Raw genomic sequence first — 12,182 nt, forward strand, 5'->3', positions numbered from 1 at the left:
CGGCATCGTGATTACGGCGAGTCCAGCAGCGCACCCGTGGCAGCGCGCGGCGCCCCCACCGATGAATCACGCAGGATCAGGTCGGGATTCAGTTCCACCCGGTGCACGGGCCGCATCCGGCCCTCGGCGAGCCGGGCGGCCACGAGCTGGACCGCCACCTTGCCCACGTACTGCTTGGGCGGGCGGACGGCTGAAATGGCGGGTTCGCCGAGGTAGGCCACCTCGTCGTCATATCCCACCACAGCGATGTCCCCCGGCACGGCAAGTCCACGGTCCACGCAGTGCTGGACGAATGCGACCGCCTGGGTGTCCGAATGCACCAAGATGGCGGTGGTACCGGTTGCGGAGCAGAGTGCCAGCACCTGGTCGAAGTGCTGTGCCCGGTCACCGTTGACCTGTTTCACGGAGTCTTCGAGGACGGCTCCCTGGACTGGAATCTTGAGCGCGGTGAGGGCCTGCTGCCAACCCCGGACGACGTGCGGGCTGGTGGGGCTGGAGGAGTCCGTCAGGCAGCCGATCCGCCGGTGCCCTTCCTGCCACAGGTGCCGTACGGCCATGCCGGCGCCAAAGGCATGGTCCGTGGCCACCCACTCGAGCCGGTGCGCCGGAACCTCGGGCGGCGAGCGGCGTTCGGCCAGCACCACCGGGATGGGCAGCGCGTTAAGCCACCGCAGCAGCTCCTGCCCGTGCTCCCCGCCCATGTCCGGTGCCACGATCAGTCCGTCGATGTTTTGGGTATCCAGGAGGGCCTGGACCTGCCGCCGGTTGTCTGCGGCGTCGTAGGCGGAGCCGCGGACCAGGATCCGGAGGTTCTGGACTTCCGCTTCGGCACGCGCCCCGCTGATCACCTGCGGCCAGTAGTAGTCCAGCGACGGGACCACCATGCCGATCGAGTAGCTGTGGTTGGCCGGCCGGCCCGCCGCGGTGCGGTCCAGCGGGCTGGGCAGCGTGGCGCCGCCGTGGACCCGGGACACCAGCCCTTCATCCGCCAGGGTGTTCACGTCGCGGCGGATGGTCAGCTCACTGACCCCGAACCGCGCCGCAATGTCCCTGACGGTGATGGCGCCATGGGCGCGCAGCTCCTCCATGAGCCGTTCCCGGCGCTGCAGGGAAAACAACGATTTTCCTTCCGCGCCGGCGGATGGATCCGGACTCATGGTGTTGCCTCCATAGTGAGGGTGAATGCGCCTGGGGCGCCGGGCGGGGTTGGCGCGCGGAAGCGCAGGCGGGTGAGTTTCGGTCCCCAGACGGCGGACAGCAGCGGGTCTTCCAGGTGCCATTCATCCACGAGGACGACGGCGGATCCAGGCTCCCAGCGCAAGGCGGCTCCCCGCCCGGTTGCCGCGGTGCCTCCGGGGTCCGTGCCGGGAATACCGGCCGGGTGGACTTCCGCGCTGCCCGCCGGACCGACGCGGACGGTGCCGGATGCCAGGAACGTGATGTCGACGTCGGACGCCGCTCCGTCCGGTGCTGGAGCGTGCGGGCCTCCACTGTGCGGGCCGGCCCGGAGGTCCCAGTGGTCGGCAATAGTGACCCGGCCTGTGGCCCGGTCCAGGGTGGACGTGCGGATCCACTGGTGCGGCTGCAGCCCGTAGGCTGCCCCCAGGGCGAGTCGGAGTCGTGGCTGCTCCGCCGTGGGCAACCCGAGGACTTCGGCGGCGAACCCGCTGCCTGTTCCCTGCTCCATGCCGAACGGGGCAGGGACGTTGTGCCAGCTGCTTTGCATGGCGCGGATATCGTAGCGGTCCGGACCAAACGTCTTTGCGGTGTACGTGGGCTGGCCGGCGTCCACCAGCACGGGGGTGCCGTCCACGGCAACCACCACGGATCCGACGTCGCGGTGGTTGTGGTGCTCGCCGTTGTGGCCGCCCTTGGCGGCGAGGAGGAGGCCGCGGGTGGAACCTGCCGTTTCCCGGGCAACCATGATCTGGACCGACGGCAGGTAGGTGAACGGCACCAGCGGGAAGGCGCCATTGACGCCTTGGGGACGCCCGGGCGCCGACGCACTCCGGAACAGGGAATGCAGGACGCGGCCCAACCCGGCGGCCGCATCCGGCGCCCCGGAGAGCATCGAGGCCGCGTGCCGTGCCGCGTCATCGTCCCCCAGGCGCACTGCCCAGCGGTGGAGCATGTCCCACGGAAGGGCCGTGGCGGCGCGTGCGGGCCCGTCCGCTACGTTCAGGAACCAGGGGCCGCCGATGTGCATCCGGTGCGGGAAGGCAACGAGCTCCCGGATCACCGGCAAGCCGGCACCGAGGACGCCCGCGGTGGCCTCCTCCAGCAGCGCCAGGCCCTCCAAGGCGCGGCCCGCCCCATTCCACCAATAGGCAAAACCTTCGTCGATGGCGCCGTCCGCCGGAATGGCGGCCAGGAAACGGTCCATCCCCTCGATGCAGCGGGCCAGGACCCGGGCCTGCAGGCGGGAATCGTCCACCAGGAACAGCGCCGCGACGATGAGGTTCGAATGGATCCACGGATTCCAGTTGTGGACGTCACCGTCCAGGCCCAGCCAGTGCCAGTCGAGCCGTTCCAGGAAGGGCTCGATCACGCGTTGGTGGGTTTCCTCGCGCAGGCGCTTCCGCAGGCCGGGCGCCCGGCTGTCCAGGCGGGCACCGAGGACGTGGTCAAGCCAGGCCAGCTGGGCGGCCACCTCGCCGGCGCCCAGGTCGAGGAACGGCCGCCCCCGGTCCGGAACCACGTCCCCGGAGCAGCGGAAAACGTCGTCGTGTGCCGCCCAGGACCAGGAGCTTTGCTCGCAGAGGAGGTAGGCGCCGTCCACAACATCGTCAAGCCACCCGTCGGCTTTATCACGGTCGGCAGCGGTCAGGGCCATCACCACGGCTCGGGTGAGTCTCTGCTGCCTGGCAGCCACCAGATCCTCGTAGGCGGTGCGGTTGCCGTCACGGAAGTAGCTCGCGTAGTGGGAAACCAGCGGTTGCGGCCAAGGCGTTCCGTGTTCCAGGACCGCCTGATGCTGCAGCGCCGCCAGGCTGGTTCCGGACACAGCGCGCCAGGCTCGATCGCCTGACGGGCGGACGGTGATGCGGGCCTCCGCGCCCTCGAGGGCGCGCAGCAGCTCATCCGGCCGGGCGTGCGTCCCCCACGCCGATGCAAGGGGGGCGCCGGGCGGCGTTGCCGCGCCGGGGATTAACGGAATAGGCATCAAAAATCGATTCTGTTGTTCGATCATGATCGTTTGAGGGTGATCTAGATCATCTTGGTTGTTCTGTCTTGTTCATGAGTATGTACTGATTGTTAGATGTGATGCAAGACATGAACAGCGGCCCGATCCGCTCTCCAACCAATGAAGAAAGGAGGCCCGAATGTCGCGTAAACCCAAGGCCCTGCTGGTCATGAACCAGGGAACCTTTGCCGACCAGTTCGATTCCCTGCGGCTCGACCGGCTGGCGGGCCTGGTGGACCTGGGCAAAGCGCCGTGGACCGATTCCCTGGACAACCCGGCGATCACCGGCCACCTGGCCGACGTCGAAATCCTGCTGACCAGCTGGGGGGTGCCCCGCCTCGACGCGCCTGCCCTGGCACGGATGCCCAACCTGCGTGCGGTGTTCCATTGTGCCGGTACAGTTCGCAGCTTCGTCACCCCGGAGCTGTGGAAACGCGGCATCGTGGTGACGAACGGCGCCGACGCAAACGCCATCCCGGTAGCCGAGTTCACTTTCGCTTCGATCGTGCTGGCCGGCAAGAAGGCCCACGTGCTCGCGAACGACGCACGCATCCACCGCGAGGACTGGGGCTACGCCACGTCACGCGGGGAGTTGGGCAACATCGGCCGGGTGATCGGCGTGATCGGGTTCTCCCGCATCGGCCGCCGGGTGGTCCGGCTGGTCCAGCAGCTGCAGGACGTGACCTGCCTGGTCAGCGACCCCCATGCGGACTCCGCGGCCGTGGCGGACGCCGGCGGGAAACTGGTGTCCCTGCAGGAGCTGCTGGAGTCCTCGGACATCGTCACGGTCCACGCCCCGGCCCTGCCGGAAACCCGGCACATGATCGGGTCCGCCGAGCTGCAGGCCATGAAGGACCACGCAACACTGATCAACACCGCGCGGGGTTCACTGGTGGACACGCAGGCCCTCGAAGCCGAGTGCGCCACGGGCCGGATCCAGGCCTTGTTGGATGTCACCGAACCCGAACCGCTCCCGGCGGACTCGATTCTCTACGACCTTCCCAACGTGGAGATCACTCCGCACATCGCAGGCTCTCTGGGAACGGAAACCCGGCGGATGTCCGATGCAGCACTGAACGACCTTGAACGCTACCTGACCGGGCAGCAACTCGCGGCGCAAGTGGTCTCAGCAGACCTCTCCCTCAGCGCCTGAACAACCTCACGCCGCACACAACCAAAACCTCAAAGGAGAACGCAATGAAGCGCAGGACTTTCACCGCCATGGCGCTGGCCGTCACCGCAGGTCTCGGCCTGTCCGGATGCGCCGGGGCCGCAGGCACGGCACCGCAGGCCCAGGACGGCAAGACCACGTTGACGGTATCCGTGTGGAACTACGCAGGGACACCGGAATTCAAGGCCCTCTTCGACGGCTACGAAGCCAGCCACCCCAACGTCCACATCGAACCCGTTGACATCCTGGCCGACGACTATCCGCAGAAAGTCACCACCATGCTGGCCGGCGGCGACACCACCGACGTCCTGACCATGAAGAACGTCATCGACTATGCCCGCTACGCGAACAACGGCCAGCTCCAGGAAATCAACAACGTGGTGGACGCCGTGGGCAAGGACAAGCTGGCAACCCTTGACGCATTCAACATCAACGGCAAGTACTACGCGGCCCCGTACCGCCAGGACTTCTGGCTGCTCTACTACAACAAGGACCTCTTCAAGGCGGCCGGCATCGACGACCCCAAGGACCTGACCTGGGACAAGTACGCCGAGATCGCCAAGAAACTCAGCGGCACCGCCCCCGACGGCAAGAAGGTCTACGGTACCTACCAGCACATCTGGCGCTCGGTGGTGGAAGCCATCTCCGCGGCCCAGAACGGCAAGGACCAGAACAGCGGCGACTACAGCTACTTCAAGGACCAATACACCATGGCCCTTGACCTGCAGAAGAGCGGCGCCTCCCTGGACTACGCAACGGCCAAGAGCCAGAAGACCAGTTACCGGACCATGTTCGAAAGCGGCCAGGCTGCCATGATGCCCATGGGCACCTGGTACATCGCCGGCCTGCTGCAGGCCAAGAAGGACGGCAAGACCAACGTCAACTGGGGCCTTGCACCCATGCCGCAGAAGGACTCGAACGGCAAAACCACCACTTTCGGCTCCCCCACCGCCTTCGCCGTGAACAAGAACGCCACCCACTCCGACGAGGCCAGGAAGTTCATCGAGTGGGCCGCCGGCGAAGAAGGAGCCAAGGCCATCTCCAAGGTGGGCGTGGTCCCGGCCCTCCAGGACGACGCCGTGACGGACGCCTACTTCAAGCTCGACGGCATGCCCACCGATGCCCTGTCCAAGAAGGCATTCGCGCCGGACAGCACCGCCCTGGAGATGCCGGTCAGCGACAAGTCCGCGGCCACGGACAAGATCCTGAACCAGGAGCACGACCTCATCATGGTCGGTGAGAAGTCGGTTGCCGACGGAATCGCCGAGATGGGCAAGCGTGTCAAGAGCGAAGTCCTGGGCCAGTAACAGGCAGCCATGACAACCAAAACCATCACCCCGGCCGCCGCGCCCGCTGCAGCCCCGGCTCCCGGCCGGGGCAACCGGAAACAGGCGCGGCGCAACACCCTGATCGGCTGGACGTTCATCCTGCCGAACTTCCTGGGATTCCTGGCCTTCACGCTCATCCCGGTGCTGGCCGCCTTCGCCCTTTCCTTCATGGAATGGACCTCCTTCAGTGCCCCCAAATGGGTGGGACTGGCGAACTTCCAGCGGATGCTGGCCAGCGACTCCTTCTGGGTGGCCCTGCGGAACACCGTGGTCTACGCGATCGGGCACGTGCCGCTGACCATGGCCCTGGCCCTGCTGCTGGCCATGCTGCTGAACCGCAAGCTCAAAGGCATCGGCTTCTTCCGGGTGGCCATCTTCTTCCCGTACATCACCTCCCTGGTGGCCGTCGCCGTCGTCTGGAACATGCTTTTCAGCCCGGACAACGGACCCATCAACCAGTTCCTGCACGCGATCGGTATCGCCAACGCGCCGGGCTGGACCTCCAGCTCGGACTGGGCACTTCCCGCCGTCATCATCACCAGCGTCTGGCGGGACATGGGCTATTACATGGTGCTGTACCTGGCGGGCCTGCAGGCTATCCCCTCGGAACTTTACGAGGCCGCGGAGGTTGACGGCGCCAGCGCCTGGCAGCGGTTCTGGAACGTCACCATTCCGTCGCTGCGGCCCACCACGTTCTTCGTGGTGGTCATGCTGACGGTTTCCAGTTTCAAGGTCTTCGACCTCATCGTGGTGATGACCAACGGCGGTCCCGGCCGCTCCACCACGGTCCTGTCCCAGCTCATCTACCAGGAGGGCATCGGCGAGGGGAAGTTCGGCTACTCGTCCGCGATCTCGCTCGTGCTGTTCCTGATCGTGCTGACGGTCACCGTCCTGCAGTTCAAGATCCAACAGCGGAGGGAACGCTGATGACCAACATGGCCGAAGACCTCAAGGCCGAGTCCCGGCTCCTGGGAATCGGGCTTCCCCCGAACACCGCCGAAGAGGACCGCCGCACCGAACGCCGCCGTTCACCGCGGGAGCAGAAAAAACGCACCACAGACCTTGTCATCTACGCCGTGCTGGCCGTGCTGGTGGTGGCGCTCATGGTGCCGTTCATCTGGATGGTCTCCTCCTCGCTGAAGGAAAACAACCAGGTCCTCACGGTGCCCATCCAGTGGATTCCCAGCGAGTTCGTGTGGAGCAACTACACGGACATCTGGACCCGGATCCCCATGATGGGGTACCTGCAGAACTCGCTGTACCTGGCCGTGATCATCACCTTCCTGCAGGTGCTCACCGGATCGCTGGCAGCCTACGGCTTCTCCAAGGTCCGTTTCCCGGGCCGGGACGTCCTGTTCCTCTGCTACATCGGCACCATCGCCGTGCCCTGGCAGGCCTACATGGTGCCGCAGTACATCATGATGCAGAACCTGGGCCTGACCAACAGCTTCAACGCCCTGATCCTGCTCCAGGCGTTCGGCGCATTCGGTGTTTTCCTGATGCGGCAGTACTACATGACCATCCCTGATGAACTGTGCGAAGCCGCCCGGATCGATGGCTTGAGCGAATACGGGATCTGGGCCCGGGTGATCCTGCCGCTGTCCAAGCCGGCGCTGGCCAGCCTGGCACTGCTGACGTTCGTGAACACGTGGAACGACTACATGGGCCCGTTCATCTACCTCACCTCCAACCGGCTCTGGACCGTTCAGCTGGGGCTGCGTTCCTTCGTGGGCCAGTTCGACGCCGAGTACGCCATGATCATGACCGGGTCCGTCATCTCGGTGATCCCCATCCTGGCCATCTTCCTCATCGGGCAGCGGTACTTCATCCAGGGCATCGCCACGAGCGGGATGAAGGGATGACCTCCGTGGCGCAGGACCACACGTCCCGGCCGGGTGGGCCCCCGCGGCGCGGCCTGGCCGGGCGCATCCCCAGCCCCGGGTTCGACGCGTTCGGCAGCATTTTCGGCTTCATCTACACCTTCCTGGCCGGTAATGTGCTCGTGGCGCTCGCCAACGCCCCGCTGGTGCTGTGCCTTGCCCTGGTGGCGGATCCGGCCGCGGCATGGCCTTTCTTCCTGGCGCTGTGCGTCACCGTTGCGCCGTCGCTCGCCGGACTCTTCGCCTCCTTCCAGGCATTGCGCGACGACGGCGCCGCGGCCAAGCCGGTGGCCTCCTTCCTGCGGGGCTACCGGCGCGGTTTCCGTCGGGCGGCCCTGCTCGGAGTCGCGGCCGTGGCGGTACTGCTCTTCCTTGGCGTGGACCTGGCGATCGTGCAGTCCATGCCGGCCGCCGCACTCCTGGTGCCCGTGATCGTGGTGGCCGCCGCGATGACCGTGAGCGTGGCCGTGATGGCGATTGCCGGCGTCGTACTCCTTCCCGGCAGCGGGCTGAAAAGCCTGCTCAAGGCGTCCCTCTACCTGTCCGTCCAGCGCTGGTACCTGAGCCTGGCCATGCTGGTGCTGCTGGGGATCATTGCCTCCGCGGCCGTGCTGCAACCGGTCCTGGGCGTGGCCCTGGCACCGGCACCGCTGCTGTTTGTGGCTTGGAGCAACGCCGCCTATGCCTACTCTTCCGTCCTGCGTACTTCCTAGGATTCCCTCCGTGCACACCTTTGCCATCGGCAGCCGCGACTTCCTGCTGGACGGGGAGCCGTTCCGCATCCTCTCCGGGGCCATCCACTACTTCCGCGTCCACCCGGACCTTTGGGCAGACCGGATCCGCAAGGCGCGGCTGATGGGCCTGAACACCATCGAAACGTACGTGCCGTGGAACGAGCACTCCCCCGCTCCCGGAGTGTTCCGGACCGGCGGCGGCCTGGACCTTGCCCGGTTCCTGGACCTGGCAGACGCGGAAGGAATGCGGGCCATCGTGCGGCCGGGGCCGTATATCTGCGCGGAATGGGACAACGGCGGACTGCCGGCGTGGCTTTTCACCGATCCCTCGATCGGTATCCGCAGCAGCGAACCCCGTTACCTGGCGGCGGTGGATGGTTTCATGGAGAACCTGCTGCCCATCGTCGCGGAGCGGCAGGCCACCCGCGGCGGGCCGGTCATCCTGTTCCAGATCGAGAACGAGTACGGCGCACACGGCTCGGACAAGGCGTACCTGCAACACCTGGTGGACGTCGCAAGGCGGGCAGGCGTGGACGTTCCCCTTTTTACCTGCGACCAGCCGTTCGGGACCATGATCGAGGACGGCTCACTGCCAGGGCTGCACAAGACCGGCACTTTTGGTTCCCGCGCCGCCGAGCGGCTTGCGTTCCTGCGGGAACGGCAGGCGGACGGCCCGCTCATGTGTGCAGAGTTCTGGAACGGCTGGTTCGACACCTGGGGAACGCACCACCACACCACGGACGCCGCCGCGTCCGCCGCCGAGCTGGACACCTTGCTGTCCGCCGGGGCGTCGGTGAATATCTACATGTTCCACGGCGGCACGAACTTCGGATTCACCAACGGCGCGAACGACAAAGGCATCTACGAACCCACCATCACCTCCTACGACTATGACGCCCCGCTGTCCGAGGACGGACACCCCACCGACAAGTACTTTGCGTTCCGCGAGGTCATAGCCAAACATTTCCCCGTTCCTCCGGAGGTCCCTTCGCGGCGCCCGGCCGCTGCCGAGGCGGCGGTGGTTGTGGGGTCGAGCGCCGCGCTGCTGGACGTTGCCGGCGCCCTGCCCGCCGCAGCGGTCCCCGGCCCCGTGCCACCGGGCGAGGCCACCGGCCAGTACCGGGGGTTCGTCCTCTACGAACGGCACATGCCCGACGCCGGAGTCCTCACGTTCAGCGACGTGCGAGACCGCGCCCAGTTCTTCCTGGACGGCATCCCGGCGGGTGTCCTGGCCCGCGAACTCGGCGAGCGCACCATCGTCCTGCCGTCAGGTGGGAAACTGCAGATCCTGGTCGAAGACCAGGGCCGGGTCAACTACGGGCCAAGGATCGGCGAAGCCAAGGGCCTGATCGGGCCGGCGCTGCTGAATGGCGTTGAGCTTGCGGACTGGACCATCCGGCGTGTGGACCTTTCGTCCCTTGCGGCTTTCCGGGCCGCTGCAGTGCCGCTGCCCGGTTCCGGGGGCGGTGCGCCGCACGGCTCCGGCGGCGTGGCCGGACCTTCCGTCTCCTTCGCCACCTTCACGGCCGACGCTCCCGGCGACCGGTATTTGCGGCTGGACGGATGGACCAAGGGCAACGCCTTCATCAACGGCTTCAACCTGGGCCGTTACTGGAGCCGCGGGCCGCAGCGCACTCTCTACGTGCCAGGGCCCCTGATCCGGGCCGGCAGCAACGAACTCGCCATTCTCGAACTGCAAGGCAGCGCCACCCGCGCAGCGCAGTTCGTGTCCGGCCCGGACCTTGGGCCGGACGAAAAGTAGGCTCCCCGCGTCTCAAAGCGGCAGCGGCTGCCGCGGTCCGGCGCTCTTAAAGGATGCGCTGGTACATGCGGTGGTCCTGCCACTGGCCGGCGATCCGCAGGTAGGCCCGGGCGGTGCCGTACTCCTCGAAGCCGTTCTTCTCCAGCACCCGTTGCGATGCCGTGTTGTGCAGGAGCGTGGCCGCCTCGAGGCGGTGCAGGCCGAGTTGGGCCTTGGCAATGATCATCGCCGCGGCCAGCGCCGACGTCATGAGCCCTCCCCCTTGGGCGTCCTGTGCGGTCCAGTAACCCACGTGGGCGTTTTGGAAGGCGCCGCGGACGATCGAGCTCAGGGTCAGCAGGCCGACCACTGCCTTGTCCGCCACGAGGACCATCGGGAGTGCGGTGCCGTCGTCGAGGTCCTTCAGCCGCCGGGTGAGGACGTCATGCTGGCCCTGGACCGTGTAGAACTCCTCGGGCCTGACCGGTTCCCACGGTGCGAGGTAAGCGCGGTTGGCCTGGAACGCGGCGGCCAGCGGCGCGGCGTCAGACAGGTGGACGGGACGGAGCACGATGCCGTTGGCGAGTTCGCAGGAGAAGTCCACGCGCCCAGACTACCTGCCGTGCGGGTGTGGCGGATTGCCCTGGCAGGTGTCTAACCACGCCCTTAATTCTGTGCTACTCGGCCGTGCCCGTCTTCGCGGCATAGGCAGTGGCCTGGGCGCGCACCTGCCGGATGTAGGCATCTGACTGGTTGTACGAGTAGATGGCATTAGTCCACCCCTGCGCTGTGGTCAGGTCGCGGCCGTGGCCGCACAGGTACGTCGCGGCGGTGAGGGCGGCGTCGTCCAGGTTGAACGGATCCGCCAGGCCGTCGCCGTTTCCGTCCAGGCCCGCCATCTTCCAGGTGGAAGGGATGAACTGCATCGGTCCAACGGCATGGTCCCAGCGGGCGTCACCATCCAGGGCACCGCCGTCCGTGTCAGGGATGGCGGCGAAGCCGGCGCCGTTGAGGCTTGGGCCCACAATGGGGCCCGTTGCGTGACCGTCCTTGTCCAGGCTCCCGCCGCCGTAAGTTCCGTGCGCCGATTCGACGAAGCCCACGGCCGCCACCGTGTTCCAGCCGATCCCGCAGCCAGGATTGGAATCGTTGGCAGCAGCAGCTGCGGCAACATACACGCGCAGCACGGTAGCGGGGATCCCGGTCTGCGCGGCCGCCTGCGCGAGCCACCCACCGTCCGGGGTCCTGGTCACCTTCACCGCCGTCGTCATGCCGGCGGACAACGCATCCATCTTTACGGCCGCCCGGGGCGGCGGCGAAAAGGCCCCGTGTGCGTCAGCGCCCGGCTGCCCGATGGCCCAGAACGAGAACGCGGTCATAACGCCCACCAGGAAGAGGCAGAGAACCAGGTAGCGTTTGAAACGGAGCACTGACCAATCAAACCATTTCCGGCCGCAGCCGGTTGACGGCTGGGTACCATCAGGCATGGGCAGAAGGAATTACCTGGTGGAAGGTGGTTCAGGGACCGGAAAGACCGCCGTATGCAACGAGTTGCGGCGGCGCGGCTTCCAAGCCATCAATGGCGACCGGGAGCTGGCCTACCAGGGTGATCCGGAAACCGGCGAACCACAGGCGGGCATCACCGGCGCCGCTGCGCATCATCACCACCTCTGGCGGGTGGGCGACGTGGAAGCCCTCGCCTCGGACCGGAGTGAGGCAGTGACCTTTTTCTGCGGCGGTTCAAGAAACCTCGGAAAGTTCATCCACCTGTTTGACGGCGTCTTCGTCTTGGAGGTGGACCTGGAGACGCTGAAACGGCGGCTTGACGGGCGCCCCGATGAGGAATGGGGTGGGCGGCCGGCGGAGCGGGCACTGATTGAGCAGCTGCACAGGACACGGGAGGACATCCCGCCTGGCGGCATCGCCATCGACGCCACCGCGCCGCTCCATGACGTGGTGGACGAGATCCTGCGGCAGGTCCAGGCGACGGGCGGAGCCTGAACCTCCCCGCGGTGCCAGTCCAGGGCGGCCCCTTGAGGCGGCCGGTCCCGGCATGCGGTGCCCGCCGGGAAGTCACCCTGGTCCGGCGCCGGGGACTTTAAGTGCGGTCTTCCATCGAGCGCGCGGCGGGAGCAAACTGCGAG

11 protein-coding genes are annotated in these 12,182 nt (G+C 66.9%); 7 read left to right on the forward strand and 4 right to left on the reverse strand.

Annotation, left to right across the window (positions count from 1 at the left end; genetic code table 11):
- Positions 1-11: 11 nt before the first annotated feature.
- Both QRM96_RS02310 and QRM96_RS02315 read right to left on the reverse strand, forming a co-directional pair.
- A complete protein-coding gene (locus tag QRM96_RS02310; protein ID WP_133831488.1) occupies positions 12-1,157 on the reverse strand; it encodes a LacI family DNA-binding transcriptional regulator in 1,146 nt (381 codons plus the stop codon).
- Positions 1,154-3,163, reverse strand: coding sequence for a heparinase II/III family protein (locus tag QRM96_RS02315; protein ID WP_285318198.1), 2,010 nt, complete (start codon positions 3,161-3,163; stop codon positions 1,154-1,156). The genes QRM96_RS02310 and QRM96_RS02315 overlap by 4 nt, the downstream gene beginning before the upstream one ends.
- A 160-nt stretch (positions 3,164-3,323) precedes the next feature.
- Between QRM96_RS02315 and QRM96_RS02320 the strand changes: the two genes are divergently transcribed.
- From QRM96_RS02320 to QRM96_RS02345, 6 genes are read left to right on the forward strand one after another with little or no spacing between them, the layout of a single operon-like run.
- A complete protein-coding gene (locus QRM96_RS02320) occupies positions 3,324-4,337 on the forward strand; it encodes a hydroxyacid dehydrogenase (RefSeq protein ID WP_285318200.1) in 1,014 nt (337 codons plus the stop codon).
- Positions 4,338-4,381: 44 nt separating this feature from the next.
- The gene (locus tag QRM96_RS02325; protein WP_133831486.1) at positions 4,382-5,662 is read left to right on the forward strand and encodes an ABC transporter substrate-binding protein; all 1,281 of its coding nucleotides are present in this window, start codon (positions 4,382-4,384) and stop codon (positions 5,660-5,662) included.
- 9 nt (positions 5,663-5,671) lie between these two features.
- Complete coding sequence (locus QRM96_RS02330; RefSeq protein WP_018761190.1) at positions 5,672-6,610, forward strand: carbohydrate ABC transporter permease; 939 nt, start codon at positions 5,672-5,674, stop codon at positions 6,608-6,610.
- Positions 6,610-7,545: a carbohydrate ABC transporter permease gene (locus tag QRM96_RS02335; RefSeq protein ID WP_133831485.1), complete on the forward strand. Its 936-nt coding sequence runs from the start codon at positions 6,610-6,612 to the stop codon at positions 7,543-7,545. Before QRM96_RS02330 ends, QRM96_RS02335 begins: the two co-directional genes overlap by 1 nt.
- A complete protein-coding gene (locus tag QRM96_RS02340) occupies positions 7,542-8,276 on the forward strand; it encodes a DUF624 domain-containing protein (protein ID WP_133831484.1) in 735 nt (244 codons plus the stop codon). The genes QRM96_RS02335 and QRM96_RS02340 overlap by 4 nt, the downstream gene beginning before the upstream one ends.
- A gap of 10 nt (positions 8,277-8,286) precedes the next feature.
- A complete protein-coding gene (locus tag QRM96_RS02345; RefSeq protein WP_285318201.1) occupies positions 8,287-10,059 on the forward strand; it encodes a glycoside hydrolase family 35 protein in 1,773 nt (590 codons plus the stop codon).
- A 46-nt stretch (positions 10,060-10,105) separates the two neighbouring features.
- Here QRM96_RS02345 and QRM96_RS02350 read toward each other — a convergent pair whose 3' ends face one another.
- Positions 10,106-10,642 carry a GNAT family N-acetyltransferase gene (locus QRM96_RS02350; RefSeq protein ID WP_285318203.1) on the reverse strand — a complete coding sequence of 179 codons (537 nt, stop codon included), beginning with the start codon at positions 10,640-10,642 and terminating at the stop codon, positions 10,106-10,108.
- Positions 10,643-10,715: 73 nt separating this feature from the next.
- Positions 10,716-11,468 (reverse strand): lytic transglycosylase domain-containing protein, encoded by a 753-nt coding sequence (locus QRM96_RS02355; protein ID WP_133831482.1) that lies wholly within the window; start codon positions 11,466-11,468, stop codon positions 10,716-10,718.
- Between the two features lie 55 nt (positions 11,469-11,523).
- On the opposite strand from QRM96_RS02355, the gene QRM96_RS02360 reads away from it, so the two are divergent.
- Positions 11,524-12,039: a nucleoside kinase gene (locus QRM96_RS02360; protein WP_109044674.1), complete on the forward strand. Its 516-nt coding sequence runs from the start codon at positions 11,524-11,526 to the stop codon at positions 12,037-12,039.
- Positions 12,040-12,182 lie beyond the last annotated feature (143 nt).

This window comes from Pseudarthrobacter sp. lyk4-40-TYG-27 (genome assembly GCF_030209295.1).
In the GTDB taxonomy this organism is placed as follows: domain Bacteria; phylum Actinomycetota; class Actinomycetes; order Actinomycetales; family Micrococcaceae; genus Arthrobacter.

Excerpts from the sequence above, each read along its gene's own strand:
- QRM96_RS02360 (WP_109044674.1), top strand. The coding sequence starts at position 11,524 with ATGGGCAGAAGGAATTACCTGGTGGAAGGTGGTTCAGGGACCGGAAAG.
- QRM96_RS02320 (WP_285318200.1), top strand. The coding sequence starts at position 3,324 with ATGTCGCGTAAACCCAAGGCCCTGCTGGTCATGAACCAGGGAACCTTT.
- QRM96_RS02335 (WP_133831485.1), top strand. The coding sequence starts at position 6,610 with ATGACCAACATGGCCGAAGACCTCAAGGCCGAGTCCCGGCTCCTGGGA.
- QRM96_RS02315 (WP_285318198.1), bottom strand. The coding sequence starts at position 3,163 with ATGCCTATTCCGTTAATCCCCGGCGCGGCAACGCCGCCCGGCGCCCCC.
- QRM96_RS02340 (WP_133831484.1), top strand. The coding sequence starts at position 7,542 with ATGACCTCCGTGGCGCAGGACCACACGTCCCGGCCGGGTGGGCCCCCG.
- QRM96_RS02325 (WP_133831486.1), top strand. The coding sequence starts at position 4,382 with ATGAAGCGCAGGACTTTCACCGCCATGGCGCTGGCCGTCACCGCAGGT.
- QRM96_RS02310 (WP_133831488.1), bottom strand. The coding sequence starts at position 1,157 with ATGAGTCCGGATCCATCCGCCGGCGCGGAAGGAAAATCGTTGTTTTCC.
- QRM96_RS02330 (WP_018761190.1), top strand. The coding sequence starts at position 5,672 with ATGACAACCAAAACCATCACCCCGGCCGCCGCGCCCGCTGCAGCCCCG.